Source organism: Amycolatopsis sp. NPDC043885 (assembly GCF_056435685.1).
Genome location: NZ_JBWKEA010000008.1, coordinates 136,869 through 162,197 on the forward strand (window position 1 = coordinate 136,869; position 25,329 = coordinate 162,197).

At 67.9% G+C, this 25,329-nt stretch carries 25 protein-coding genes; 13 read left to right on the forward strand and 12 right to left on the reverse strand.

Annotation, left to right across the window (positions count from 1 at the left end; translation table 11 throughout):
- Positions 1–94: 94 nt before the first annotated feature.
- Complete coding sequence (locus AC069I_RS23725; protein WP_478266416.1) at positions 95–640, forward strand: DM13 domain-containing protein; 546 nt, start codon at positions 95–97, stop codon at positions 638–640.
- Here AC069I_RS23725 and AC069I_RS23730 read toward each other — a convergent pair.
- Positions 637–1,266: a TetR/AcrR family transcriptional regulator gene (locus tag AC069I_RS23730; RefSeq protein ID WP_478228671.1), complete on the reverse strand. Its 630-nt coding sequence runs from the start codon at positions 1,264–1,266 to the stop codon at positions 637–639. The genes AC069I_RS23725 and AC069I_RS23730 overlap by 4 nt on opposite strands.
- Before the next feature lie 60 nt (positions 1,267–1,326).
- On the opposite strand from AC069I_RS23730, the gene AC069I_RS23735 reads away from it, so the two are divergent.
- From AC069I_RS23735 to AC069I_RS23745, 3 genes are all read left to right on the forward strand, one after another.
- Positions 1,327–1,758, forward strand: a complete 432-nt coding sequence (locus AC069I_RS23735; protein WP_340683649.1) for an RpiB/LacA/LacB family sugar-phosphate isomerase — start codon at positions 1,327–1,329, stop codon at positions 1,756–1,758.
- Between the two features lie 262 nt (positions 1,759–2,020).
- Complete coding sequence (locus AC069I_RS23740; protein WP_478266417.1) at positions 2,021–3,658, forward strand: glycosyl hydrolase family 18 protein; 1,638 nt, start codon at positions 2,021–2,023, stop codon at positions 3,656–3,658.
- 10 nt (positions 3,659–3,668) lie between these two features.
- Complete coding sequence (locus AC069I_RS23745) at positions 3,669–5,027, forward strand: cellulose binding domain-containing protein (RefSeq protein ID WP_478266418.1); 1,359 nt, start codon at positions 3,669–3,671, stop codon at positions 5,025–5,027.
- 182 nt (positions 5,028–5,209) lie between these two features.
- On the opposite strand, the gene AC069I_RS23750 is transcribed toward AC069I_RS23745, so the two are convergent.
- Positions 5,210–6,979, reverse strand: coding sequence for a chitinase (locus AC069I_RS23750; RefSeq protein ID WP_478266419.1), 1,770 nt, complete (start codon positions 6,977–6,979; stop codon positions 5,210–5,212).
- A gap of 243 nt (positions 6,980–7,222) precedes the next feature.
- Here AC069I_RS23750 and AC069I_RS23755 point away from each other — a divergent pair, with 243 nt between their 5' ends.
- Complete coding sequence (locus AC069I_RS23755) at positions 7,223–7,855, forward strand: sigma-70 family RNA polymerase sigma factor (protein WP_478228667.1); 633 nt, start codon at positions 7,223–7,225, stop codon at positions 7,853–7,855.
- Here AC069I_RS23755 and AC069I_RS23760 read toward each other — a convergent pair.
- The 5 genes from AC069I_RS23760 to AC069I_RS23780 form a co-directional block, all read right to left on the reverse strand.
- Complete coding sequence (locus AC069I_RS23760) at positions 7,852–8,499, reverse strand: response regulator (protein WP_478266420.1); 648 nt, start codon at positions 8,497–8,499, stop codon at positions 7,852–7,854. The genes AC069I_RS23755 and AC069I_RS23760 overlap by 4 nt on opposite strands.
- Positions 8,496–10,025, reverse strand: coding sequence for a sensor histidine kinase (locus AC069I_RS23765; protein ID WP_478228666.1), 1,530 nt, complete (start codon positions 10,023–10,025; stop codon positions 8,496–8,498). Before AC069I_RS23765 ends, AC069I_RS23760 begins: the two co-directional genes overlap by 4 nt.
- Positions 10,026–10,073: 48 nt before the next feature.
- The gene (locus tag AC069I_RS23770; RefSeq protein ID WP_478231770.1) at positions 10,074–10,589 is read right to left on the reverse strand and encodes a pyridoxamine 5'-phosphate oxidase family protein; all 516 of its coding nucleotides are present in this window, start codon (positions 10,587–10,589) and stop codon (positions 10,074–10,076) included.
- Between the two features lie 134 nt (positions 10,590–10,723).
- The gene (locus AC069I_RS23775; protein ID WP_478228664.1) at positions 10,724–11,155 is read right to left on the reverse strand and encodes a nitroreductase/quinone reductase family protein; all 432 of its coding nucleotides are present in this window, start codon (positions 11,153–11,155) and stop codon (positions 10,724–10,726) included.
- A 10-nt stretch (positions 11,156–11,165) separates the two neighbouring features.
- Positions 11,166–11,948 carry a TetR/AcrR family transcriptional regulator gene (locus tag AC069I_RS23780; protein WP_478266421.1) on the reverse strand — a complete coding sequence of 261 codons (783 nt, stop codon included), beginning with the start codon at positions 11,946–11,948 and terminating at the stop codon, positions 11,166–11,168.
- A 78-nt stretch (positions 11,949–12,026) separates the two neighbouring features.
- Here AC069I_RS23780 and AC069I_RS23785 point away from each other — a divergent pair, with 78 nt between their 5' ends.
- On the forward strand, positions 12,027–14,288 hold the full coding sequence (locus AC069I_RS23785; protein WP_478266422.1) for an ATP-binding cassette domain-containing protein: 2,262 nt from the start codon (positions 12,027–12,029) through the stop codon (positions 14,286–14,288).
- Between the two features lie 51 nt (positions 14,289–14,339).
- Here the strand turns inward: AC069I_RS23785 and AC069I_RS23790 are convergent, their stop codons facing one another.
- Positions 14,340–15,197 carry a hypothetical protein gene (locus tag AC069I_RS23790; protein ID WP_478266423.1) on the reverse strand — a complete coding sequence of 286 codons (858 nt, stop codon included), beginning with the start codon at positions 15,195–15,197 and terminating at the stop codon, positions 14,340–14,342.
- Positions 15,198–15,334: 137 nt separating this feature from the next.
- On the opposite strand from AC069I_RS23790, the gene AC069I_RS23795 reads away from it, so the two are divergent.
- The 4 genes from AC069I_RS23795 to AC069I_RS23810 all read left to right on the forward strand — a co-directional run bounded on the left by AC069I_RS23795 (position 15,335) and on the right by AC069I_RS23810 (position 18,620).
- Positions 15,335–16,468 (forward strand): metallophosphoesterase, encoded by a 1,134-nt coding sequence (locus AC069I_RS23795; protein WP_478266424.1) that lies wholly within the window; start codon positions 15,335–15,337, stop codon positions 16,466–16,468.
- 124 nt (positions 16,469–16,592) lie between these two features.
- Entirely contained in the window at positions 16,593–17,237 is a 645-nt protein-coding gene (locus AC069I_RS23800; RefSeq protein WP_478231775.1) for a DUF998 domain-containing protein, read from the forward strand.
- A 23-nt stretch (positions 17,238–17,260) separates the two neighbouring features.
- Positions 17,261–18,058, forward strand: a complete 798-nt coding sequence (locus AC069I_RS23805; protein ID WP_478228658.1) for an alpha/beta fold hydrolase — start codon at positions 17,261–17,263, stop codon at positions 18,056–18,058.
- A 13-nt stretch (positions 18,059–18,071) separates the two neighbouring features.
- Positions 18,072–18,620 carry an O-acetyl-ADP-ribose deacetylase gene (locus tag AC069I_RS23810; protein WP_478228657.1) on the forward strand — a complete coding sequence of 183 codons (549 nt, stop codon included), beginning with the start codon at positions 18,072–18,074 and terminating at the stop codon, positions 18,618–18,620.
- A gap of 360 nt (positions 18,621–18,980) precedes the next feature.
- Here AC069I_RS23810 and AC069I_RS23815 read toward each other — a convergent pair whose 3' ends face one another.
- The 3 genes from AC069I_RS23815 to AC069I_RS23825 are packed head-to-tail and all read right to left on the reverse strand — an operon-like array spanning position 18,981 to position 22,852.
- Positions 18,981–19,964: a TolB family protein gene (locus tag AC069I_RS23815; protein WP_478266425.1), complete on the reverse strand. Its 984-nt coding sequence runs from the start codon at positions 19,962–19,964 to the stop codon at positions 18,981–18,983.
- Complete coding sequence (locus tag AC069I_RS23820) at positions 19,961–21,205, reverse strand: MFS transporter (protein ID WP_478228655.1); 1,245 nt, start codon at positions 21,203–21,205, stop codon at positions 19,961–19,963. The genes AC069I_RS23815 and AC069I_RS23820 overlap by 4 nt, the downstream gene beginning before the upstream one ends.
- 60 nt (positions 21,206–21,265) lie before the next feature.
- Positions 21,266–22,852, reverse strand: coding sequence for a discoidin domain-containing protein (locus AC069I_RS23825; protein ID WP_478228654.1), 1,587 nt, complete (start codon positions 22,850–22,852; stop codon positions 21,266–21,268).
- Positions 22,853–23,000: 148 nt separating this feature from the next.
- Here AC069I_RS23825 and AC069I_RS23830 point away from each other — a divergent pair, with 148 nt between their 5' ends.
- The gene (locus tag AC069I_RS23830; protein WP_478228653.1) at positions 23,001–23,645 is read left to right on the forward strand and encodes an HAD family hydrolase; all 645 of its coding nucleotides are present in this window, start codon (positions 23,001–23,003) and stop codon (positions 23,643–23,645) included.
- Here the strand turns inward: AC069I_RS23830 and AC069I_RS23835 are convergent.
- Positions 23,635–24,102 (reverse strand): NUDIX hydrolase, encoded by a 468-nt coding sequence (locus tag AC069I_RS23835; protein WP_478228652.1) that lies wholly within the window; start codon positions 24,100–24,102, stop codon positions 23,635–23,637. The two genes, AC069I_RS23830 and AC069I_RS23835, sit on opposite strands and share 11 nt — an antisense overlap.
- Positions 24,103–24,243: 141 nt before the next feature.
- On the opposite strand from AC069I_RS23835, the gene AC069I_RS23840 reads away from it, so the two are divergent.
- Positions 24,244–24,687, forward strand: coding sequence for a DoxX family protein (locus tag AC069I_RS23840; RefSeq protein WP_478228651.1), 444 nt, complete (start codon positions 24,244–24,246; stop codon positions 24,685–24,687).
- A gap of 195 nt (positions 24,688–24,882) precedes the next feature.
- Positions 24,883–25,308, forward strand: a complete 426-nt coding sequence (locus tag AC069I_RS23845; protein WP_478228650.1) for a DoxX family protein — start codon at positions 24,883–24,885, stop codon at positions 25,306–25,308.
- Positions 25,309–25,329 lie beyond the last annotated feature (21 nt).

Here is a 25,329-nt window from a genome sequence, read left to right on the forward strand (position 1 = left end):
AACCCAGCCGTGACCCCGCCCGATCGGCGCCGTAAGAAGTCGGTAACCAGGCGAACCGGGCGATCCGGACGGTTCGCGCGGTTGAATGTCCCCCATGAAACGCAAGCGGGTGCTCGCCGTCGTGGCGGCCGGACTGATGGTGGCGGTGGCCGCGGGCCTCTACTGGTTCCAGCCGTGGAAGCTCTGGGTGAACGAAACGGTCCAGGAGGCCTTGCCCGTCGTCGCCCAGTCCTCGGCTCAGCCGACGGCTCAACCCTCGGAAAGTGCCACGTCCGCCCCGAAAGAGCCCTCGGTCGTGGCCACCGGCGAACTGATCAGCCACGAGCACGCGACCAGCGGCAAGGTCCGGATCCTGCGCGCGGCCGACGGATCGCTGGTGCTGCGCCTGGAGAACCTCGACACGAGCAACGGGCCGGATCTGCGGGTCTGGCTCACCGACGCGCCGGTCATCCCCGGCAAGGACGGCTGGTTCGTGTTCGACGACGGCGCGTACGTGAGCGCCGGGAAACTCAAGGGCAACAAGGGAAGTCAGAACTACACACTGCCCGCGGGCATCGATCTGGCGCGCTATTCGAGTGTGACCATCTGGTGCGAGCGGTTCAGCGTCTCCTTCGGTGCGGCCGCGCTGACCAAGGTTTAGGCGAGCCGGTCCACGGCGTACTCCATCTCCGCGCGGACGGCACGCAGGTCGATGCCGCCGGGATCGATGATCGAGGCCACGGCGATCCCCCGCAGCTGCCCGACCAGCGCCGCCGCGTACGCGTCCGGGTCGCGGACGCCCGTGATGGAGCCGTCCGCGATCCCGGCGGCGACGGTCTGCGCGATGGCGAAACGGTACCGGCGATCGGCCTCGGTCATCGCCGACCGCACCGCCGGATCGCCGACGGTCGCGTCCGTCCAGAGCACCACGAACGCCCGGTTCAGCGGCGGCATGTCGGTGAGCAGCTCGAAGAAGACGTCCAGCAGGGCGCGCAGCATGTCCATCGGGCTCGGGGTCAGCCCGCCGGTCCGGGTGGCGACGGCGGCGCTGAAGACGTCGGCGAACTTCTCCGCGGCGAACTCGACGAGCCGCTGCACCAGCGTCTCCTTCGAACCGAACAACTGGTAGACGACGCCGCTGGGATAGCCGGTCCTGGCGCAGATCATGCCGATCTTCAGCCGGGCGAAACCTGCTTCGCCGATCAGGCGGGCGGCGGTGTCGAGAATCCGTGTCCGTGCGATCTCCTGGTCACGCTGGACCTGGTGCTCCTCCGCAGACGAGTCCACGCCGCGATCCTCCCATGACTTCCGGTTCGTCACCCGTCGACGCGGCGTTACGATCCGGACATGAGGATCGCCTTCGCCGCCGACGACCGGAACGCCACCACGGACGCCGTCCAGGCCTATCTCGCCGAGGCCGGCCACGAGGTGCTCCGCCCCGCGACGTCGGACGTCTGGCCGGAACTCGGCGCGGCGGTCGGCAGGGCGGTCGCGGAAGGCGAGGCCGACTTCGGCGTGGTGATGTGCTGGACCGGGACGGGTACGGCCATCGCGGCCAACAAGGTCCCCGGGGTCCGCGCGGCGCTGGCCTGGGACACCTGGATCGCCGCGGGCGCGCGCAAATGGAATGACGCCAACGTGCTGGCGCTGAGCCTCAAACGGCTGGCCCCCGACGTGGCCGTCGAAATCACCGACGTGTTCCTTTCCGGTGTCCTGCCCGACCCCGACGAATCGGCGAATATCGCCCGGCTCGGCGAAATGGACGATTTTCGCCGATAGGCGGCACCGAACCAGTGAACGGTTAACGCTGTCGAACGTATTAGGCCGTTCGCAGGAAAATCACCACTCTACGTAGTGATGCTTCCCATATTGGTCCAGACCACGTACCGTCTCCCGCAACAAAGCGTTCTCCCGTGGAGGTGGTCGATGAAGACGCATCCCCGCCTGCCCGGCTCCGGCCGCGGCAACGCGATGTCGCTGATTTCCCTTTGACGAAATCATCTCCAAGATCATTTCCCTGCACCGGGTTGTAAGGAGTGAAATGTCGAGAAAAAGATGGCATCTGGTCGGCCTGTTCACGGCCGTGGCGGCGCTGGCGGTCGGTCTGGTGACCGTGCCGGCGAACGCGGCCGGTGGCGTCGGAGCCACTCTGACCAAGGGGTCGGACTGGGGCTCCGGCTGGGAAGGCAAGTACACGATCACCAACAACTCCGGATCGAGCCTTCCCTCGTGGACGGTCGAATTCGACCTCCCCGCGGGGCACTCGATCGCTTCGCTGTGGGACGGCAGCTACACCGTCTCCGGCCAGCACGTGACCGTCAAGAACACCTGGAACGGCAACCTTTCCCACGGCGGTTCCACCAGCTTCGGCTTCAACGTCAAGTACTCCGGCGCTTACACCGCGCCCGCCAACTGCAAGATCAACGGCGGCTCGTGCGACCCGGGCGGCGGTAACCCGACCACGACGCCGACCACGCCGACCACCACGACGTCCAATCCCCCGACGTCGACCAGCACCAGCAACCCGCCGACCACCACGACTTCGAACCCGAACCCGGGCGCGAAGAAGAACCTCGGCTACTTCGTGCAGTGGGGCGTCTACGGCCGCAACTATCACGTGAAGAACATTCACACTTCCGGTTCCGCGGCGAAGCTGACGCATATCAACTACGCGTTCGGCAACGTCACCAACGGTTCCTGCACGGCGAACGACGACACCTACGCCGACTACGACAAGTTCTACGACGCCGGGTCCAGTGTGGACGGTGTCGCGGACTCGTGGGACGCGGGCGCGCTGCGCGGCAACTTCAACCAGCTGCGCAAGCTGAAGAAGATGTACCCGGGCCTGAAGGTGCTGTGGTCGTTCGGCGGCTGGACCTGGTCCGGCGGCTTCGGCCAGGCGTCGAAGAACCCGGCCGCGTTCGCGGAATCCTGCTACAAGCTCATCAAGGACCCGCGCTGGGCCGACGTCTTCGACGGTATCGACATCGACTGGGAGTACCCGAACGCCTGCGGTCTCACCTGTGACACCAGTGGCCCCGCCGCGATCAAGAACGTGGCACAGGCGCTGCGCACCAAGTTCGGTTCTTCGTTCCTGGTCACCGCCGCGATCACCGCGGACGCCAGCAGCGGCGGCAAGATCGACGCCGCCGACTACGGCCCCGCTTCGGCGTACTTCGACTGGTACAACGTCATGACGTACGACTTCTTCGGCGCGTGGGCGGCGCAGGGACCGACGGCCCCGCACTCGCCGCTGACCTCGTACCCCGGCATCCCGCAGCAGGGCTTCACCTCCGACGACGCCATCCAGAAGCTCAAGGCCAAGGGTGTCCCGGCGAGCAAACTGTTGCTGGGTATCGGTTTCTACGGCCGAGGCTGGACCGGCGTCACCCAGGACGCCCCGGGCGGCACCGCGACCGGCGCGGCACCGGGCACCTACGAGGCGGGCATCGAGGACTACAAGATCCTCAAGAACAGCTGCCCGTCGACCGGCACCATCGCGGGCACCGCGTACGCGAAGTGCGGCAACAACTGGTGGAGCTACGACACTCCCGCGACCATCAACGGAAAGATGGGCTGGACCAAGAACCAGGGTCTCGGCGGCGCGTTCTTCTGGGAACTCAGTGGTGACACCTCCAACGGTGAGCTCGTCACGGCCATGCGCAACGGCCTGAACTGAGAGGTTGACAGTGGCTGAGCGGACTTGGATCCAGGCCGTGGGCCTGGCCGCCGCTGCCGCAACGGCCGGCGCGGTCCTCGTGATCGCGCCGGCCTCCGCGGCCGGCGGCGTCGGCGCCGCCTTCAGCAAGGGCTCCGATTGGGGCTCCGGCTGGGAAGGCAAGTACACGATCAGCAACAACTCCGGATCGAGCCTTCCCTCGTGGACGGTCGAATTCGACCTCCCCGCGGGGCACTCGATCGCTTCGCTGTGGGATGGCAGTTACTCGGTCTCCGGGCAGCACGTGACGGTGAAGAACACCTGGAACGGCAACCTTTCCCACGGCGGTTCCACCAGCTTCGGCTTCAACGTCAAGTACTCCGGGGGCTACGTCGCCCCGGCGAACTGCAAGATCAACGGTGGGTCCTGCGATCCGGGCGGGGGCGGTCCGACCACGACGCCGACCACCACGACCACGACCTCTTCGACGACGACCACGAGCAACCCGCCGCTGCCCGGCGGCCGTGGCGCGCCGTACCTGTACATGGGCTGGGGCAGCCCGCCGAACCCGCAGACGGTCATGAACGCGACCGGGATCAAGTGGTTCACGATGGCGTTCATCCTGTCGTCCGGTGGGTGCAATCCCGCTTGGGACGGCAGCCGTCCGCTGCAGGGCGGCGTCGACGCGAACGCGATCGCGCAGATCAAGACCGCGGGCGGGCAGATCGTGCCGTCCTTCGGCGGGTGGAGCGGCAACAAACTCGGCCCGAACTGCTCGACGCCGGAAGCGCTCGCCGGGGCCTATCAGAAGGTGATCGACGCCTACGCTCTCAAGGCGATCGACATCGACATCGAGAACACCGACGAGTTCGAGAACGCGGTCGTGCAGGACCGCGTGCTGAACGCGCTGAAGATCGTGAAGGCGAACAACCCCGGCATCCAGACCATCCTCACCTTCGGCACGACGACCAGCGGCCCGAACTCCTGGGGCAACCGGCTCATCGACCAGTCGAAGGCGCTGAACGCCGGGATCGACGTCTACACGATCATGCCGTTCGATTTCGGTGGTGGCGCGGACATGTACGGGAACACCATCCGGGCCGCGAACGGCCTGCGGGACAAGCTGAAGTCGACCTTCGGGTGGAACGACGCCACGGCGTACAGCCACCTGGGCATCAGCGGGATGAACGGTCTTTCGGACCAGCGGGAGCTGACGAGTCTCGACACCTGGACTCGGATCACCGAGTGGTCCAAGACCAACAAGATCGCCAGGCTCGCGTTCTGGTCGGCCAACCGTGACCGGGGCTGCCCGAACGGCGGGGTCGCCGAGAACTGCAGTGGCATCGCGCAGAACGATTGGGACTTCACGCGGATCACCGCGGCCTTCTGACGTCCCCTTCGAACCGCGGGCCCGCACCGATGCTGCACGGTGCGGGCCCGCTCCTTTCTCCCGCAATTAGTCCTCTGAATGCGGGAGGCCGCGAGCCGGTCCGTGAAGGCCTCCTTCCCTACTTTGAGGGTAGGGAAGGAGGCCTTCACGGAAAGTCAGAACGCACCCCATGCGCGGAGCGGTCAGGGCAGGGCGTTCAGGAACGGCTCGTGGGCGTTCTGGAACTCCCACCCGTAGTACCGATCCCAGTTGATCGACCACGTCATCAGCCCCCGCAACGCGGGCGAAGCGCCGCCGCGCAAGGAATACGACCCGCATCCGGAGTTCTTCACCAGGCAGTTCAGCGCCGCATGCACCGCCGCCGGCGCGGTGTGCCCGTTGCCCGCGCTCACCGCGGCCGGCAGGCCGAACGCGATCTGGTCCTCACGCAGCCCCGGGAACCGGAAGCCGGTCGAGGACACCGTGAAGCCCGCCTTGATCATGTCGGTCATCGCGATGTGGAAATCCGCGCCGCCCATGAAGTGGTACTGGTTGTCCAGCCCCATCACCGGCCCGGAGTTGTAGTCCTGGACGTGCAGCACGGTCAGCGCGTCCCGCAGCGCGTGGATCACCGGCAGGTACGAGCCCGTCCGGTTGTCGGCGCCGCCGAGGCCGCCGTAGTACTGGTATCCGGTCTGCACGAAGAACGTCTCCGGCGCCATCGTCAGCACGAATCCCGCGCCGTACTTCGCTTTCAACGTCTTCAGCGCCGAGATGAGGTTGACGATCACCGGCGTGGTCGGGTTGCGGAAGTCGTTGTCGCCGGAGTTGAGGTACAGCGAGTGGCCCTCGAAGTCGATGTCGAGCCCGTTCAGTCCGTACCGGTCGATGATCGCGGACACCGAACCGACGAACGCGTCGCGTGACGCGGTCGTGGTCAGCTGCACCTGTCCGTTCTGGCCTCCGATGGAGATCAGGACCTTCTTGCCCTGCGCCTGCTTCGCGCGGATCGCGGCGATGAAGTCCGCGTCGCTTTCCACGGCCGGGCATTCCGCGACCGGGCACCGGGTGAAGCGGATGTCGCCGGAGGTCACCGAGGTCGGCTCGCCGAAGGCCAGGTTGACGATGTCCCACGCCGCCGGGACGTCGGCCATCCGCGTGTAGCCGGAACCGTTGGCGAAACTCGCGTGCAAGTAGCCGATCAGCGCGTGCTTCGGCAGGCCGGTATCGACGCAACCGGAGGTCGTGGCGCCCGCCTCCGTGGTCTTCGGCGATTCGCCCGCGCTGTTGTACGCGGCCACCGAGTAGTTGTGCGACGAACAGGCCGTCAGTCCCGAGATCGTCGCCGAAGTGCCGGTCACCGTCGCGACCACGTTCCCGCCCTCGTACACGCGATAGCCGGTCACCGTCCCCGCCGAGGCGCCCCACGAGAGCGCGATCGACGAGTTCGTCACCGTGCCCACGGCCGGACTTCCCGGCGTCGGCGGTGCTCCAGGGCTGCCACCGCCGGGTCCGTCGAGGCTGATGTCGTCCGCGTAGAAGGTGCCTGACCCGTACCAGCCGTGGACGTACACCTCCGCCGTCGTCTGTGTGGCCGCCGTCGTGAACGAAAGCGACAGCTGCGTGTAAGAGGTCGCCGCGGTCCACGTCGACGGCCCGCCAGTGACCCCGAGATACACCGGGTTCCCGTTCACCCAGGCCGAAACCGCGTAGGTCGTGTTCGGCTGGACGGATACCGTCTGTGCGCACTTGCCGATCGTCGAGCCGGGCGTCACCGCGACGGCATGACCACCCGAACGGACCGGTGTGCTCACGGCCGCGCCCGCCGCGCAGGACCAGCCGGACGTCGAACCCGCCTCGAAACCGGGATTGAGGAGCAGGTTGGCCGCGTTCGCGGTGCCGCCGCCCGTTATCAGGCCGGTGAAGGTGAGCACCAAAACGGCCAGGAAAGCCAAGGATCTGGAACGCCTCATCGCGATTCCTCCGTGAAAGGGCGGCCTGCCGCCGCGCTGGGCTAATTGTCTAGACCAATCTGGCGAAAGTCCATACCCCGGGGACACCAGGGCCTAAAGACCCGACTACTCCGGGCTGCTGTACCGGTGTGACGCGCGGACGCGCTCCGTAACGTCAAGAGGGCCAGACAGGCCTGGGGGCTTTCGGGAGGTGGGGACGATGAAAACGCACAGGGGCGCGCCGAGAACGGCCGATCCGGCGTGATGACCGTGTCCGAAGCCGTACGCCCGACATATCAGCCCCGCCCGGGAGAGCCGGACGGTGAACTGATCCGTGCGGCGATCAAGGGTGACCGGCGGGCCGTCGGGAGCCTGCTGGCGCTTCTCCGGCCGATCGTGTTCCGATACTGCGTGGGCAGGCTGGGCATGACGACACGCGGCGTCTCCAGCGCCGACGACTGCACGCAGGAGGTCCTGATGGCCGTCCTCGTCGCCTTGCCGCGCTACAGCTACCAGGACGTCAGCTTCCTGCCGTACGTCTTCGGGATCGCCTCGCACAAGGTCGCCGACGTCCGCCGGAACCTCGCCCGCGACCCGTCCGCGCCGGTGCCCGATCCGGAGCCCGAACAGGACGGGCCGTGGAATCCGACGTTCGAAGAGGTCGAGAAGGCGGACCGCGGCCGCCGGTTGTCGCGGCTGGTCGAAATCCTTTCGGCGAAGCAACGCGCCGTGCTGGTGCTGCGCGTGGTCCACGGGTACAGCGCCGAAGAGACCGCCGTCGCGCTGGGCATGGCGAGCGCGGGCGCGGTCCGCGTCACCCAGCACCGGGCGCTCCACGAACTGCGCCGGGTGCTGCGCGAGGATCCCGATTTCGCCGGCGGGTTCACCTTCTTCTAGGAGGGGGACCTGCGGCGTTGCGTGGCGTAGACGGCGGCGGCGGTCCGGCGTTCGAAACCGAGCTTGTGCAGCAGGGACGACACGTAGTTCTTGACCGTCTTCTCCGCCAGGTACAGCTTTTCCGCGATCTGGCGGTTCGTCAGCCCGTCGGCGATGTGGTCGAGCACCCGCCGCTCCTGCGGGCTCAGCTGTTCGTATCGCGGGTCCTGGAGGTCGCTCTCCCCGCGCAGCCGGTTCATCACCGACGCCGTCAGCGTGCTGTCCAGGAGCGATCCGCCCGCGGCGACCGTGCGGACGGCCTTGACGAGCGCGTCGCCGGAGACCTGCTTGAGCATGTACCCGGCCGCACCCGCCATGATCGCGCCGAACAACGCGTCGTCGTCCGAATAAGAGGTCAGCATCAGGCAGGCGGGCGGCGGATCGACGGACGCCCGGATCTCCCGGCAGACGCTGACCCCTTCACCGTCCGGCAGCCGGACGTCGAGCACCGCGACCTGGGGTTTGACCGCGGGGATCCGCACGTAGGCCTCGGCGGCCGTGGACGCCTCGCCGACCACGGTGAGATCGTCTTCGGCCTCGAAGACGGTCTTCAGCCCGGTGCGGACGAGTTCGTGATCGTCCAGCAGGAACACCGAAATCGTCATCCCACGCTCCCCTGTCGGGCCGGCAGCTCCACCGACCAGTCGAGCCTCGTCCCGCCCTCCGGCCTCGCTTCGACGCTGAACGACCCGTTCCAGCGTGCCGCGCGTTCGGCGAGGTTCGCCACCCCGCTGCGATGACCTGGTTCGGCGGGCATGCCGACGCCGTCGTCCACCACCGAAAGCTTCAGCCGTCGCCCGTCGCGGTCGACCGAGACGTCGACCGAAACCGTCGTCGCCGCGGCGTGTCTGACCACATTGGACAGTGCCTCGCGCAGGGTCGCGATGAGGTCCGAGCGGACGGTGTCCGGCACGCTCGAGTCGAGCGGCCCGTCGAACCCGACCCGGGGTTCCGACGCGCAGCCCGCGTCCAGCGCGACGCGCAGCAGCTCCGACCGGAGGCTGCCCTGTGCTTCCGCCGGTTCCTGCAGCGAAAAGATGCTGTTGCGGATCTCCCGGATCGTGCGGTCGATCTCGTGCGCGAACCCGGTCACGCGACCGGCGACGGCGGGTTCGACCGCGAGCCTGCTGAGTCCCTCCAGACCGAGCCCGATCGCGAACAGCCGCTGGATCACCAGGTCGTGCAGGTCGCGGGCGATCCGATCGCGGTCCTCGAAGACGGCGAGCCGCTGCCTGTCCTGCTGCGCGCGGGCGAATTCGACCGCGAGCGCGGCGTGCGCCGCGAAGGTCTCCGCGAGCTGGACGTCGTAGGCGGAGAAAGGGGTCCTGTCGCGGAACTTCGCCACCAGCAGGACACCGAGTTTCTCCTCGCCGGCGATCAGCGGGACGACGACCGTGGAGTCGAGGTCCTTGATCGCCGCGGGCATGACGGCACCGCGCCCGCTCTGGTACTCGACGACCTTCTCGCCGTAGTCCCGGACCACGACGGGTTTACCGGTGGTGAACGCCATCCCGGTCGCGGTGCCCTCGGTCGGCACGACCATCCCGGCGAGCCGGTCCGCGTCCGGGCCCGGCGGCTCGACGACCTCGAAGATCAGCTGCCCGTCGCCGCGGGGACGGGCCACCGCGCCCGCGGTGGCACCGGCGACGACGCGGGCGCGCTCGGCGATCAGGCGCAGGGTCGCGGTCAGATCCTGGTCGGTCAGGAGCGCGCCGGTGACGTGATACGAGGCTTCGAGCCAGCGTTCGCGCCGCTGCACCTGCTCGAACAGCGCGGCGTTCTCGATCACCACACCGGCCGCCGCGGTGAGCGCGACGAGCAGATCCTCTTCGGCTTCGGTGAACTCCTCGCCGTCCGGTTTGCGGGCGAGGTACAGCATCCCGAAGATGCGCCCGCGCATGCGGATCGGCATCACGCGGGACTCGTCCTCGGACGGCGGCAGCTCCCATGCGTCGCCGAAGCGGATGAACTCGTCGGAATCGAGCACGCTCAGCGCCCCGTACGGCGCACCGGTCAGCTCGCAGGCGGATTCGACCATCCGCCGCAGGACGTCGGAGAGGCTGAGATCGTGGGCGATCCCGGCCACCGCGTCCAGAATCCTGGGCGCCTTGGCGTCGCTCGCCGCACTCATCCGCCGCACTGACGTCACCGTCCCGGAGTAACTCCCCGGGCAGTGGGGTCAGGAATGACAGACGCGCCCGGATAGCTCATCTGGTGCGTCGATCACAGACAGCGCTTCGTTACTGCAAGCGCCGAGGATCCTTCGACCGGTCACCGATTCGATCGGGATGCGAAGGTACCGGAAATCCGCCTGACCAGTCCAGCAGCTCAGCGGCAGGGTCTCGAGTTCGGCGATCACGATTGGATCACGCACCTCGGAGGCGCGGCCGACGACGGTGACGAACCAGCCCGTCCCCAGGTCCTTTCCGAACTCGTCGACGGCGAACGCCACCACACTGTCGAGTATCCCGGCGAACAACGCGCTCTGCGACGGCGTCCGGACCACGATCGCGCCGTGGTGCAGCGCGAACCGCGCGGGCTGGATCGCAGGCATGGCCCGCGAAGTGAACACCACCCGGCCGAGCCCTGCACCCGCGAGCAGTGCCAGGCACTGCTCGCGGCCGAGCGTCGCGAGACCCAAGGAGTCGGACATCGGCATCCCCGCGTTCTCGTCGTGTGGTTCGTCGAGATCCACGGTCCCCGGCTTACCGACTCGCCGGTAGGGCCGATGGACCCGGCCCGTGCGGGGGATGGGGCCGGTTGGTCGTGAGTGGCGATTCGGGTTAGAACCCGAATCGCCACTCACGACCAACCGGACCGAACACGCACCTACGCCTTGGGCGACAACAGCACCACGGGGATCTCGCGTTCGGTCTTGGTCTGGTACTGCGCGTAGTTCTTGAAGTCCGCGGTGATCTTGGGCCACAGGAGGGCGCGCTGCTCGGCGTCGGCCACGCTCGCGACCATCGGCTTCGCGCTCTCGCCCTTCAGGGTCACCTGGACGTCGGGGTTGTCTCGGAGGTTGAGGAACCACGCCGGGTGCTGGTCGTCACCGCCGCGCGAGGCGACGATGACGTACGCGTCACCCTCGCGCAGCGGCGAAGTCAGCAGCACGGTGCGCGGCTGGCCGGATTTGCGGCCGATGGTGGTCAGCTCCAGGACGGTCATCCCGGCGACCTGCCAGCCGGCGCGGCCGCCGCTGACCTTCTGGATGACGCGGTGGACGGCGTTCATGGTCTTCAAGGCGAAATCGGAGGGCATGCGGAGAAGGCTACTCCGCTTTCGTCGCGACTTCGATTCCGTCCAGGATGACCGCCAGCGAGAACTCGAAGGCCTCCCTCGCCTCCTGCTCCAGATAGGACACCGTCTCGTCCTCCATCCGGAACGCGTGCTCACTCTCCATCCAGGTCAACGTCGGGAAACGTTCGGCGAAGTCCGGCGAGACCTCTTTCAGATGCACGGAGCGCGCGTACCACCACTCGTCGTCGGACTGCCCGGTCACCTTTTCGGCCAGCCGCGCCTCCGAGGCCGTCCTGGCAGGCTCGCGCACGCACGAGTACAGCGCGCCGACCAGCCGCCGCAACGCCGTCGGCCGCAATCCGGTCCGGCGCAGGATCTTCACCAGCGCCTCCAGGACGACGTACTCGTTCGGCCCGAGCACCGGCCGCGCCTGCGAGACCTGCAGGACCCAGGGGTGCCGCAGGTAGAAGTCCCAAAGGTCCTCGGCCCAGCGTGCGGCGTCGGCCCGCCAGCCATCTCCGTCGTAAGCAGTCGAAAGCTCGGCGAGCGCCTTGTCGTACATGAGATCGACGAGTTCGCTCTTGCTCGGGACATAGGTGTAGAGCGCCATGGCCGTGCGGCCGAGCCGGTCCCCGACCGCCCGCATCGAAAGGCCCGCCATACCTTCGGCGTCCGCGATGGCGATGGCGGTTTCGACGATCAGATCCACCGAAAGCCCCGGTTTGGGGCCGGGTCGCTCGGCGTCCCGCGACTCGGTCCGCCACAGCAGTGCCATCGACCGCCGGGGGTCCCCCTGCGCCGCGTAGACGACCACTTGCCAACTCCTTACAGCATAAACTAACCTCTGCTACCCTCACTTTACAGGCTAAAGAGTTCCAACCAGGGGAGAGCCATGCCTTCGGCCGCCGACAGCCACGACATGATCCAGGTGCGCGGAGCCAGAGAGAACAACCTCGCCGACGTCTCGGTCGACATCCCCAAACGCCGCCTCACCGTCTTCACCGGTGTCTCGGGTTCGGGGAAGTCGTCCTTGGTGTTCGGCACCATCGCCACGGAGTCGCAGCGGCTGATCAACGAGACCTACACCGCGTTCATCCAGTCCTTCATGGCCCCGGTCGGACGGCCGGACGTGGACGCGCTGCGGAACCTGAGCGCCGCGATCGTCGTCGACCAGGAGCGGATGGGCGCCAACTCCCGGTCCACGGTCGGCACCGCGACCGACGCGCACACGATGCTGCGGATCGTCTTCAGCAGGCTGGGAACGCCGCACGTGGGGACGTCGGGAGCGTTCAGCTTCAACCTTCCCGAGGGGATGTGCCCCGAATGCGAGGGGCTGGGCAAGGTCTCCAGCATCGATATCGACCAGCTGGTCGACAAGGAGCTTTCGCTCGACGAAGGGGCGATCACCGTCCCGAACTTCACGCCCGGCAGCTGGTACTGGAAGGGGCTGGCGGAGTCCGGTTTCGTCGATCCCGCGGTCAAGCTGAAGGACTACACCCCACAGCAGTGGGAAGACTTCATGCACAAGCCCGCCACCAAGATGAAGCTCGGCGGGATGAACACCACCTACGAAGGCCTGCTCGTGAAGGTGCAGCGGCTGTTCCTGTCGAAGGACAAGGAAGCGACACAGCCGCACATCCGGGCCTTCGTGGACCGGGCGATCACCTTCCGGCGGTGCCCGGCGTGCGAAGGCGCGCGGCTCAACCAGGCGGCGCTGTCCTCGAAGATCGAGGGGCTGAACATCGCCGACTGCTCGTCTATGCAGATCAACGACCTGGCGGACTTCCTCCGCAAGATCGACGATCCGTCGGTCGGGCCGCTGATGCAGACCCTGCGCGGCACCCTCGACTCGCTCGTCGAGATCGGCCTCGGTTACCTGAGCCTCGACCGTGAATCGGGGACGCTGTCCGGCGGCGAGGCGCAGCGCGTGAAGATGGTGCGGCACCTGGGTTCCAGCCTCACCGACGTCACGTATGTCTTCGACGAACCGACCGTCGGGCTGCACCCGCACGACATCCAGCGGATGAACGGTCTCCTCCTTCTCTTGAAGGACAAGGGGAACACGGTACTCGTGGTCGAGCACAAACCGGAGACGATCGAGATCGCCGACCACGTCGTCGACCTCGGCCCCGGCGCCGGGCCGAACGGCGGGCAGATCTGTTACACCGGTGACGTCGCCGGACTGCGCGCGTCCGGCACGCTGACCGGGCGGCACCTCGACCACCGGGCGCGGTTGCGCACCGACGTCCGCGTGGCACGCGGGCAGATCGAGATCCGGAACGCGACCCGGCACAACCTGCGCGGTGTCGACGTGGATATCCCGCTCGGGGTGCTGACGGTGGTCACCGGCGTCGCCGGTTCGGGCAAGAGCTCGCTCATCCACGGCTCACTGTCCACAAGGGACGACGTGGTGGTGCTCGACCAGTCGGCCATCCGCGGCTCGCGGCGAAGCAACCCGGCGACCTACACCGGCCTGCTCGACCCGATCCGCACCGCGTTCGCCAAGGCCAACGGCGTCAAGGCGGCCCTGTTCAGCGCGAACTCCGAAGGCGCCTGCCCGAAGTGCAAGGGCATCGGCCTGATCTACACGGACCTGGCGATGATGGCCGGCGTGGCGACGGTCTGCGAGGACTGCGAGGGCAAGCGGTTCACCGCCGAGGTGCTGACGTACAAGCTGCGGGGCAAGGACATCAGCGAGGTCCTCGCGATGCCCGTCGCCGAGGCGCGCGAGTTCTTCCCCTCGGGGCAGGCACGGACGATCCTGGACCGGCTTTCCGACGTCGGCCTCGGCTACCTCGGGCTCGGGCAGCCGCTCACGACCCTGTCCGGCGGGGAACGGCAGCGGATCAAGCTCGCCATCCGGATGGCGGAGAAGTCGGCGACGTACGTCCTCGACGAACCGACCACCGGCCTGCACCTCGCCGACGTCGACCAGCTGCTGGGCCTGCTGGACCGGCTCGTCGACGACGGGAACACGGTGGTGGTGATCGAGCATCACCAGGCGGTGATGGCGCACGCGGACTGGATCGTGGATCTCGGGCCGGGCGCGGGTTCGGACGGGGGTCAGGTGGTGTTCACGGGGACTCCGGGCGATCTGGTCGCCTCCGGTGACACGCTCACGGCGCGGCACCTTCGCACCTACGTGGGCCGCTAGCGCGTGCCATGAAAGGCCCCTTCCTTGCAAATTTCGCAAGGAAGGGGCCTTTCATAGCACGTGGGACCGGCGCCGAACCGCTTCACGAGCACCCACCGCACCGATAAGCCCCAGCACCCCCAAAGCGACCCCCGAAGTCACCATCTCGACCGGCGAAGCCGCCACCGGCGAAACCCCGGTCACCGACTCCAGCCCCACCACCGCGGTCAGCACCGAGTAAGCACCGATCGCCACCCACACGAGCCGCACGCGCCGCCGTTCCGCCCAGTCCGCGAACCGCAGCAGCCACGCGAGCCCCGGCACGATGAGGATCGCGTGCATCGCCACCGCGTGCAGCGGCTTCAGCGCACCGGCGGTGGTGTACGCGGCCTGCGGGTTCCCGCCCCGCGCCGCCACGACGCCGCTCGCGATCATGGCCGCGCCCGCGCCCAGCGCCACCAGCAGCGCGACGAGGCCGAACCGCACCGCGAGCCGCATACTCGCCGTGGTCTCCCCTTCGCCGCGCAGCGCCGCGGCCGTGAACGAGACCGCCGTCAGGATGATGACGCCGCCGCCCGCGGCGAGTGTCGTCGACACAGCGTTGTCGAGGCCGGTCTCGAAGTTGAAATGCGACGGCACCCCGCGCCAGGCCTGCATGCTCACGAGCACCGTCTCGACGACGCTCGCCACCGTGAAGACGCCGAGCAGCATGTTCCGCACGCGCGGCCGCACCGCGACGTAAGACGTCGCCCAGGCGACGGTGATCAGCGTCAGCCCGAACGACAGGCCGAACGTGACCGCCTTCCGCATCGACAGCGGCCCGGTCCAGGAACCGCCGGACGCGACCAGCACGACCGCGTGCACGAGACCGCTGAGGAACAGGAGCGCCCCGGTCGCGTAGGCGACGCGTTCGATCGTCCGTGTCTTCATGCCGAAGAGTCTCTTCCGCGGCGAGACGAAAAGCGTCGGCCGTGAAGCGACACCATGCGTACGCCCATCTACGTACCTGAGACGCCCTCAGCGAAGACGACGGTAGAGACCAATGGTCTGTTAGTCTGGCCGACATCATGCCCCGCATCCTTGTCCGCGTCGCCGCGCTGATCGCCGTTCTCGCCCTCCTGTTCGGAGTGCCGTGGTGGACGATCGTCGGCTCCCCCGCACTCCCGGCCGCGCTCGAAGTCCTCGGCACGGTCGTGTTCGCCACCGCCGCGGTCGCCGTCCCCGCGTGCATGGTCCTCGGCCACGGCCCGTGGCAGCGTGATCTCGCGGCGAAGATCGGTGATCTCTCGCTCGGGTTGATCTGGCTGCTGTTCTCCTTGTCGGTACTCGGAAACGTGCTGCGGCTCGTCCTCGCCGTGTCCGGAGTGGACAGTGCGGCGGGAATCGTGTCCGGCGTCGTCCTGGTCGCCTTCGCGGCGCTGGCGGCGTACGGGATGTTCGAGGCCCGGCGCGTGCCGAGGCTCAAAGAACTCGACGTCGTGCTCCCCCGCCTCGGCGCCGGGCTCGACGGTCTCCGCTTCGCGATCATCACCGACACCCACTTCGGCCCGCTGAACCGGACGACGTGGTCGGAGAAGGTCGTCGAAGTGGTGAACGAGCTCGACGCGGACGTCGTGGCCCACGCGGGCGACCTCGCCGACGGTACCGTCGCCAAGCGGCAGGAGCAGGTCGCGCCGCTCGGGAAGGTGCGGGCGAAGCTCGGCAAGTTCTACATCACCGGCAACCACGAGTACTTCGGCGAGGCGCAGGCCTGGCTCGACCACATGCGCGACCTCGGCTGGGAGACGCTGCACAACCGGCACGTGCCCGTCGGCCGCGGCGGGGACACGCTCGTCTTCGCCGGTATCGACGACCCGACCGGCGCCGCCTCCGGCCTGCCCGGCCACGGCCCCGACCTGCCCGCCGCGCTCGACGGCGTCCCCGCGAGCACTCCGGTCGTCCTGCTCGCCCACCAGCCGAAGCAGGTCAAGCAGGCCGCCGAAGCCCGTATCGATCTCCAGATCTCCGGGCACACCCACGGCGGCCAGATCTGGCCGTTCCATCTCCTGGTCCGGCTCGACCAGCCCGTACTGGCCGGGCTTTCGCGCCACGGCGAGCGCACGCAGCTCTACACGAGCCGCGGCACCGGCTTCTGGGGACCGCCGCTGCGCGTCTTCGCGCCGAGCGAGATCACTCTCCTGACCTTGCGAAACGGCAAGTAGTCACCGGGTCGCGACACCTCCGGCGTCGCACCACCCACCACCGACAAATTTTTTTGTCTTGACAACTGAGGCTTTCGGAGCGAGAGTTGTGCCAACGCATTAGCCGCCCCGAAAGGCCGAAACGATGACCATCACCGCCACCCGAACCCACGTCGCGCTCCCCACTCGCGCCCTGCTTGCCTGCGGCGCCGTCTCGGGTCCGCTGTACTTCCTGACCTCGCTCACCCAGGCCGCCGTACGCGACGGCTTCGACCCGGCGAAGCACCCGGCGAGCATGCTGAGCAACGGCGACGCCGGCTGGATCCAGGTGACGAACTTCCTGGTCACCGGGGTCCTGATGATCGCGGGAGCGATCGGGCTGAGCCGGACGCTCGAATCGGGCAGAGGCAGCACGTGGGGGCCACGGCTGCTGGGCGTCTTCGGCGTCAGCCTGCTGTTCGCCGCGGTCTTCAAGGCCGACCCCGGCAACGGCTTCCCGGTCGGCACCGGCCCCGCCACCCTCAGCACCGCGGGCGTCCTGCACATGGCCGCCGGCTCGATCGGTTTCCTGTCGCTGATCGTCGCGACCTTCGTGTTCGCGAGCCGCTTCTCCCGTGAGGGCAGCCGCGGCTGGGCCGTCTACTCCCGCTCCACCGGCATCGCGTTCTTCGCCGCCTTCGCCACGATGAGCTCCGGCAACGCGAACGCCGTCGTGATGCTCGCCTTCTGGGCCACCGTGATGCTGGCCTGGGGCTGGGTCACCGCCGTCATCCTCCGCACCAACCGCTGAACACATCCAGGAGACTTACCGCCATGAGCACCGTGACCTCGCAAGACGGCACCACCATCGCCTACACCCGCATCGGCTCCGGCCCCGCCGTCATCCTGGTCGACGGCGCGATGTGCCACCGGGAGTTCGGCCCGGCCACGCCGCTGGCCGCCGAACTGGCCGCGCACTTCACCGTCTACACCTACGACCGCCGCGGCCGCGGCGAAAGCGGCGACACCGCGCCGTTCTCCGTCGCCCGCGAAGTCGAGGACATCGCCGCGCTGATCAAGGAAGCGGGCGGGACCGCCTACGTCTACGGGATCTCGTCCGGCGCCGCGCTCGCCCTCGAAGCCGCGAAAGCCGGGCTCCCGATCACGAAACTTGCGGTCTACGAGTTCCCGCTGGTCGTCGACGACACCCGCCCGCCGGTCCCGGCCGACTACGCCGAACGGCTGGAGAAGGCCATCGCCACCGGCAAACCCGGCACCGCGATCAAGACCTTCATGCGGGAAGGCGTCCGTGTCCCGGCTCCGGTCGTCTTCATGATGCAGTTCATGCCGGCCTGGCCGAAGCTGAAGAAGGTCGCGCCGACCCTGCGCTACGACGCCGCCCTGTTCGACGGTCTGCACGACGGCACCCCGTTGCCCGAAGGCCACTGGGCGAGCGTGTCCGTGCCGACGCTGGTCATGGACGGCGGCAAGAGCCCCGCGTGGGTCCGCAACGGTGTCGCCGCGCTGGCCAAGGCGGTCCCCGGCGCCGAGCACCGCACGATCGAAGGCCAGACGCATATGCTCAAGCCGAAGGCCGTGGCCCCGGTCCTGATCGAGTACTTCACCGACTGACGGAGCGATCACGATGATCGAACTGGTCGAAGGCGACATCACCGAGCAGCGGGTCGACGTCGTGGTCAACGCCGCGAACTCGTCACTGCTCGGGGGCGGCGGGGTGGACGGCGCGATCCACCGCCGCGGCGGGCCGGAGATCCTCGCCGAATGCCGGGCGCTGCGCGCGGGGCACTACGGCAAGGGACTGAAGACCGGAGAGGCGGTCGCCACCACGGCGGGCCGCCTCCCGGCGCGCTGGGTGGTGCACACCGTCGGGCCGGTGTGGTCCGATTCCGAAGACCGCTCCGCACTACTGGCGGCCAGCCACCGCAACTCGCTGCACGTGGCCGCCGATCTCGGCGCGCACACCGTGGCGTTCCCCGCGATCTCGACCGGGATCTACCGATGGCCGGTCGAATCCGCGGCGGAGATCGCCCTCGAGACCGTGGTGAACACACTCTCGGCCGGGTCGTGCTCCGTGGAGCTGGTGCGGTTCGCACTGTTCGGGAAGCCCGCTTACGACGTGTTCCGCGAGCAGGCGGAAGCCATGGGCCTCGTGAGTGGTAAGGACGGTTATTGAGGGGTAAGGCAAATGTGGCGTGCTGCGTGCTGGAGGCACGGCCTGCCGGGCTGATCGCGACCCCACTGTCCACAAGGGACACAAAGACACCCCGCGTGCCCGATTTGGGCGCTTTGCGTGGGGGTCGTGAGTGGCAATGATCGCTCTAACCGTCTTTGTCACTCACGACCCCGGCAAGAAGCGGACATCATGACATCAATCGGGCGCACAATCGGCGTGAAGCGTCCCAGATGGACACTTCACGCCGGAGTCGGCCGATCTCATCACGAAGCCGGCGAAGACGGCCCGCGTGACAGGGAGTCGATCACGCCACGTTCGCCCTTCCCCTCAATAGAACCGTCCTTACCACTCACGAGCCCACTACACGCCCGCCGGCGAACTACCCTGCTCGACCACCACCCGGGCCGCCCCGCTCCCGTCCGCCGGAACCGCCCAGATCGCCGAGTCCACGCCGTACGCCACGGTCCGGTCGTCGAGCCAGGTCGCCTGGTCGTCCACGCTGCGCGTCTCGGCCAGCATGGTCTCCTTCCCGGAGGCCAGGTCGAGGACGGCGAGCCGCCACGGCGCCGCGAGGTCGGCGGAAACCTTCTTCTTGAAGGCGATCCGCTTCCCGTCCGGTGAGAGCGACGGGCATTCGACGTTCTCCCGGATCATCCTCGCGACGAGCTTCTCGTAGTCCGCCTCGACCAGGTACGTCTTCCCCTTCGTCCCCACAGTCGCGTAGAAGCGCTTGCCGTCGGGGGTGAAGGTGATCCCCCAGTAGTTCACGTCGGACGAGTAGTACGGCTTGCCGTCGAGCAGGAGCCCCATCTCCTCGATGCTCTTCATCAGTTTCCCGGTCGTCAGGTCGAAGATCCCCGCCCTGGTCGAAAACCCTGTCTCCGCATAGGAATCCCCGTTGACGAACAGCGTCCAGTAGGCGAGCTTCCCGTCCGGCGAGACCCGGCCGCGGCTGGGGGTGCCGGGCAGTTCGATCCGGCGGATCTCATTGAGGTCCTTGTCCAGCACGATGACGTCGGTCATCGGCGGCAGCACGCCGGGTTGCGCGGCCAGGCACAGCGCGGTCCCCGCCGAGGCGGCGAACCGGTCGCAGCTGAGGCCGGACACCTTCCTCGGCTCGCCGGGCCGGTCGACCGGGACGGTCGCGAGATGACCGAAGTCGGGGCCTTCGGCGGTGTTGCGGAACAGTAGCTGTCCCTTCGCCTGCACCGAAACGGGTTGCCCGGACACGACGGCGACGGCGTTGACGTCCGGGCCGCGGTCCCGGGAGACGACACCGTAGCCGACGGCCGCCGCGATCAAGACGACGACGGCCGCCACCACTCCGAGGATCCGCGCCTTCATGCGTATGTCCGCAAAGGACGGAGCACGGCGGCGACGACGACCACCACGGCCAGCGCGCCCGCGGCGACCAGGACCGCGGCGTGCAGATCCCACGTGGTCCAGGCGAGTCCGAAAAGGACGGACGCGAGCATCCGCGTGGTCGCCTGCCCGGTCTGCACCAGCGCCAGCCCGCTCGCCCGCTGGTGCTCGGGCAGCAGCGGGCCGGCGGCGGCCATCAGGACACCGTCGGTGGCCGCGTAGAAGACACCGTGCAGCACGAGCGCCAGCACCGCGAGGATGCCGCCGTCCACCGGCCCGAGCAGCGCCAGCAGCGCGACGACCAGCGCGACGTGCCCGCCGAGGAACACCTTCCAGCGGCCGATCCGGTCCGAAAGCCTGCCGAGCGGAACGGCGAGCAGCAGGTACACACCGGCGGTTCCCAATGGCAGCAAGGGAAAGAAGACCGCGCCGAGTTCCCAGCGGCGCTGCAGCACGAGGTAGAGGAACGAGTCGCTGAGGGTGACCAGGCCCAGCAGCGCCGCCCAGACGCAGATCCGGCGGAACGACGCCTGCCGGATCAGGCCGGCGGTCTCGCGCAAGGAGACCTTGGGCCGCTCGGCTCGCGGCTTCGGCTGATGGTCCTTGACCAGCACCACCAGGATGATCACGCCGATCGCGGCGATGCAGAAGCTCGTGAAGAACACAGAGTCGTAGCTGCCGAGGCTGAGCCAGAGCACCGCCATCGCGACCAGCGGTCCGAGGAACGCGCCGAAGGTGTCCATCGCGCGGTGCACACCGAACGCGCGGCCGAGGTGTTCCGGGTCGCTGCTCAAGGTGATCAGCGCGTCCCGCGGCGCGGTCCGGACGCCTTTGCCGGTGCGGTCTGCCGCGAGCACGGCACCGATCGCGACGGTGGACGAACCCGCCAGCATCAGGCCGATCTTGCCCAGTGCCGAGAGCCCGTAACCGAAGCAGGCGACCGCCTTGAGCTTCTGCCAGCGGTCCGCGAGGTGGCCGCCGACGAGCCGGACGACGGCGGTGACACCGGAGTAGAGGCCGTCGAGCACACCGAACTGCAGCGGACTCAGGCCGAGGCCGAGGACGAGGTAGAGCGGGAGTACCGCGGTCACCATCTCCGACGAGATGTCGGTGACCAGGCTGACCAGGCCGAGCGCGACGACGTTCCCGGTGACGGCCCGTTTCACACCGCTCTTCGGGACATCCGCCGCGGCGTCCGCTCCTCTACTGGTGGCTATGTACATGGGAGACCTCCAGCGCCGTGAGGAGGTGCCGGGCCGCGACGCGGCACCTCCTCACGGGGATCAGTGGCAGGTGTAGGTGGGAGAGGAGTCGATGGTCTTGCCGTCGAGACCGATCAGCTGGGTCGAGAAGGCGTTGTCCGACATGTTCAGCTTGAGCACCCCGTAGGTCGAGATCGCCTTCGCCGTGGCCGGGTGCTCCGTCTTGACCGGGTACAGGCTCGCCCCGCCACCGCCGCCGATGATCTGCACCGGACCCGCGGGGTCCTTGTCGCCGTCGGCGTTCTGCGGGTAGAACCGCTCGTAGTGGTGGTCGTGCCCGTTGAGCACCAGGTCGACCTTGTTCTGGACCAGGGTCTCCCAGAGGGTGGCCATCTTGCTGTTGTCGCCGTGGTCACCCGAGGTGTAGCGCGGGTGGTGGTAGTACGCGGCGACGCAGGGCTTCGTGTTGTTCTTCAGGTCCTGCTTGATCCAGTTCAGCTGCTCGTCGCTGATCGCGTTCGCGGCGAGGCCGGGCGAGAACTCCGTGCTGTCGATGGCGACGAAGTGCCAGTTGCCCATTTCCCAGCTGTAGTAGGTCTTCCCGTTCGGCGTCGCGATCTTGCCGAAGTACTGCTTGTAGGCGCCCAGCGGAGTGTGGTCGTAGGTCTCGTGGTTGCCGGGGACCGGGTGCATGATGTTCTTGTACTTGCCCCAGGTCTTGTCGAAGTACTTCGTGAAGTCCTCGATGTGGGCGTCGTCGTACTGGTTGTCGCCCATGGTGATGACCGCGGCCGGGTTCATCTGGCCGACCAGCGCGGCCGTCTTCGGGTGGATGCACGAAGACGACGAAGCGGTGCACTGTTCGGCGATGTCGCCGGAGGCGGCGAGGACGAACGACGAACCGCCCGCCTGTGTGGTCGCCTGGATCTGGTTGCTGGCCGCCGAGGTGTTGCCGGCGGCGTCCTTCGCGCGGACGGTGTACGTGTACGCGGTCGACGCGCTCAGCCCGCTGTCGGTATAGGAAGCGCTTTCCGTAGTGCCGACGACCTGGCCGTTCCGCAGCACCTCGTAGCCGCTGACGCCGACGTTGTCCGTCGAGCCGGTCCACGTCAGGTCCACAGTGGACGCGGTGACCGAACCGGCCTTGAGGTTCGCCGGCGCGGTGGGCGCCTGCGTGTCGCCGGAGGAGTCCGACGTCCCGTAAACCTGCATCTCCCAAAGGGAGTAGCCGTAACTGGTGGCGCGTTTGGTGCCGACGAGGCGCAGGTACCGGCCGCGGGCGGCCAACCCGGTGAGGTCGTCGGTCCCGCCGTTGCCGTTGGTGACGGACTTGATCGAGGTCCACGCCGAGCCGTCGTTGGAGACTTCCAGCCGGTACGCGGTGGCGTACGCCGCTTCCCAGTTCAGCTTGACCCGGTTGATGGCCGAAGGGCCGCCGAGGTCGACGCGGATGAACTGCGGGTCCACGCCTTCCGCGCTCGCCCAGCGGGTGGTGCTCTTGCCGTCGACGGCGAGCGGACCGCCGTAAGAGGAGTTCTCCACCGAGGAGACGAGGACGGGTTTACCTTGGGACAAAAGGACATCAGCGGCTTGTGCGTTACCGCTGAGCAGCGTCGGCAACAGGATGACGGCCGCGCCTAGTGGCAGTAGTCGGGTTCGGGCCTTCACATCGATCTCCCCGGGAATCCGTGGCGGCGGGTTGAGAGGGACGGGTGCGCGGCGTTCACTTCGAGTACACATGTTCGTTTGGTAAGTTTCCTAACGAATGCGTACGGTAATCCGTACCACTCAGTGAGTCAAGACGTAGACTCGTCCCATGACCGGCGCATTGATCTTCGACTTCGACGGGACGCTGGTCGACACCGAGGCGGCCGTCCTCGCGGCCTGGCAGGAGACCTTCCGCGCTCGCGGCGGCGAGCTCCCCCTCGACGTCTGGCACACCGTGATCGGCACGCAGAACACCGCCGTCGCGATGTTCGAACTACTGGAGAAGAACGACGAGAACCTGGACAGGGTCGCGGTCCGCACCGGCGTCCGCGCCAGGGTCACCGAGCTGCTGGAGTCGGCGGGGCCACGTCCCGGCGTCGTGAAGTACCTCGCGGACGCGAAGGAGCACGGGCTGCGGCTGGCCATCGCGTCCAGTTCGACCGGCGACTGGGTCACCACGCACCTGAACCGCCTGGGCCTCGCGGACGCGTTCGAGGCCGTCCTCACCGGTGACCTCCACGAGGCGAAGCCGAGCCCGGACCTCTACCTTGCCGCGCTCGCCGCGCTGGACCTGCCCGCGGCCGAGGCGATCGCGTTCGAGGACTCACCGCACGGCGTCACCGCGGCGAAGGCCGCCGGGCTCGAATGCGTCGCCGTGCCGAACGAGATCACCGCGGTACTGAACTTCGACCACGCCGACCTCGTACTGGGTTCGCTGGCCGACAAACCACTCGGCGAGTTACTCAACCGTTGAGCAGTTCACCCAGCCGGACGAGGAACGGGCGCTGGCCTTTGAGCAGCTTCTCCTCCGCTTCGGCCAGCGCGAACCAGGCGACCCTGTCGACCTCCGGGAACTCCTGCGTCCGGCCCGACCGCGGCGGCCACTCCATCTCGAAGGTGCCCGGCACCACTTGAGCCGGGTCGAGGTCGCCCTCCACCGCCCAGACCGTCACGACCTTGCCGCCGGACTGCTTCACGACGCCGAGCGGGAGGTACTCCCCCTCGGGCGCCGGCAACCCCAGTTCCTCCTGGAACTCGCGCCGCGCCGCGACCTCCGGTGCCTCGTCCGGCTCGTACTCGCCCTTGGGCACCGACCAGCCGCCCGCGTCCTTCTTCGCCCAGAACGGCCCGCCCATATGCCCGAGCAGCACCTCGGTCACCTCGCCCGACCTGCGGAAGAGCAGGATCCCGGCACTCGTCTTACCCGCCATGCCGTCCAGTCTGGCCTTGCTCCGACCGGGTGATGTGACCGGCCCGCGAAAAAAGTTTCCGCGCGGATGTCGATTCACGCCGAGCCTGTCCGACGCGTTGTCAGAAGCCGCCCGACAGACACTCCCGGAAGGACCGGAACCATGACGCAGACCATCACCCCCGCCAAGACCACCGCCGCCACCACCACCCCGCGTGCCGCCAAGGCACAGGGCGCGATCCAGTCCGCCGTCCGGATCGTCGTCTCGTTCCTCTTCCTCTGCCACGGTTTGCAGGGATTCGGATTCTTCGGTGGCGTCGACGGTGCGGGCGGCTCGGTCGAGCTCGGTTCCTGGCCCGGCTGGTACGGCAGCGTGATCGAACTCGTCGGCGCCGCCTTCGTGCTGGTCGGCCTGTTCACCCGGCCGGTCGCGGTGCTCCTCTCCGGTGTCATGGCCTACGCCTACTTCACCGTGCACGCGCCGGAAGGCTTGCTGCCGCTGCAGAACATGGGCGAGCTGTCGACCCTCTACTGCTGGATCTTCCTGCTGATCGCCGCGATCGGCCCGGGCACCTACGCCCTCGACACCTTGCGCCGCCGCCGCTGAACGGAAAACGCGAGGCCCCTTTCCTGGAACCATTCCAGGAAAGGGGCCTTTTTATCGCGAACCTGTCGATTCGCTGTCAATAAACGGGGCATACCATGGAATTACCCCCCGAAAGAAAGTTCCCTGCCGATGGGGGTATCCGGCATCCTCTATCGCATCAATGGTTTAGACCACCTTGAGCCGGAAGGATGCGTCATGACCCAGACAGCCGCCGCCACGACCACGGAAGTCGGCCCGACCTCTCCCAAGTGGCAGGGACTGGCCCTCTCCGTCGTCCGCGTTGTGGTCTCGTTCCTCTTCCTCTGCCACGGCCTGCAGAAGATGGGCCTGTTCGACAAGCCCGCCGTACCGTTCGCCACCTGGCCGGGCTGGTACGCCGGGGTGATCGAAACGGTCGGCTCGCTGCTGATCCTGGCGGGCCTGTTCACCCGCCCGGTCGCGGTGCTGCTCTCGGGCACGATGGCGTACGCGTACTTCGTCGTACACCAGCCCGACGCGCTGCTGCCGTTGCAGAACAAGGGCGAGACGGCCGCGCTGTACTCCTGGATCTTCCTGCTGTTCGCGGTGGTGGGACCGGGCACCTACGCGCTCGACACCCTGCTCCGCCGCCGCAAGTCCTGATCGCCCACCGATGCAAGGAAA

Coding starts and splice junctions, on each gene's coding strand:
- AC069I_RS23750 (WP_478266419.1), bottom strand. CDS start 6,979: ATGAGGCGTTCCAGATCCTTGGCTTTCCTGGCCGTTTTGGTGCTCACC.
- AC069I_RS23795 (WP_478266424.1), top strand. CDS start 15,335: ATGCCCCGCATCCTTGTCCGCGTCGCCGCGCTGATCGCCGTTCTCGCC.
- AC069I_RS23810 (WP_478228657.1), top strand. CDS start 18,072: ATGATCGAACTGGTCGAAGGCGACATCACCGAGCAGCGGGTCGACGTC.
- AC069I_RS23740 (WP_478266417.1), top strand. CDS start 2,021: ATGTCGAGAAAAAGATGGCATCTGGTCGGCCTGTTCACGGCCGTGGCG.
- AC069I_RS23845 (WP_478228650.1), top strand. CDS start 24,883: ATGACCCAGACAGCCGCCGCCACGACCACGGAAGTCGGCCCGACCTCT.
- AC069I_RS23840 (WP_478228651.1), top strand. CDS start 24,244: ATGACGCAGACCATCACCCCCGCCAAGACCACCGCCGCCACCACCACC.
- AC069I_RS23830 (WP_478228653.1), top strand. CDS start 23,001: ATGACCGGCGCATTGATCTTCGACTTCGACGGGACGCTGGTCGACACC.
- AC069I_RS23815 (WP_478266425.1), bottom strand. CDS start 19,964: ATGAAGGCGCGGATCCTCGGAGTGGTGGCGGCCGTCGTCGTCTTGATC.
- AC069I_RS23835 (WP_478228652.1), bottom strand. CDS start 24,102: ATGGCGGGTAAGACGAGTGCCGGGATCCTGCTCTTCCGCAGGTCGGGC.
- AC069I_RS23790 (WP_478266423.1), bottom strand. CDS start 15,197: ATGAAGACACGGACGATCGAACGCGTCGCCTACGCGACCGGGGCGCTC.
- AC069I_RS23755 (WP_478228667.1), top strand. CDS start 7,223: ATGACCGTGTCCGAAGCCGTACGCCCGACATATCAGCCCCGCCCGGGA.
- AC069I_RS23775 (WP_478228664.1), bottom strand. CDS start 11,155: ATGCCCTCCGATTTCGCCTTGAAGACCATGAACGCCGTCCACCGCGTC.
- AC069I_RS23765 (WP_478228666.1), bottom strand. CDS start 10,025: ATGAGTGCGGCGAGCGACGCCAAGGCGCCCAGGATTCTGGACGCGGTG.
- AC069I_RS23725 (WP_478266416.1), top strand. CDS start 95: ATGAAACGCAAGCGGGTGCTCGCCGTCGTGGCGGCCGGACTGATGGTG.
- AC069I_RS23760 (WP_478266420.1), bottom strand. CDS start 8,499: ATGACGATTTCGGTGTTCCTGCTGGACGATCACGAACTCGTCCGCACC.
- AC069I_RS23735 (WP_340683649.1), top strand. CDS start 1,327: ATGAGGATCGCCTTCGCCGCCGACGACCGGAACGCCACCACGGACGCC.
- AC069I_RS23805 (WP_478228658.1), top strand. CDS start 17,261: ATGAGCACCGTGACCTCGCAAGACGGCACCACCATCGCCTACACCCGC.
- AC069I_RS23820 (WP_478228655.1), bottom strand. CDS start 21,205: ATGTACATAGCCACCAGTAGAGGAGCGGACGCCGCGGCGGATGTCCCG.
- AC069I_RS23785 (WP_478266422.1), top strand. CDS start 12,027: ATGCCTTCGGCCGCCGACAGCCACGACATGATCCAGGTGCGCGGAGCC.
- AC069I_RS23800 (WP_478231775.1), top strand. CDS start 16,593: ATGACCATCACCGCCACCCGAACCCACGTCGCGCTCCCCACTCGCGCC.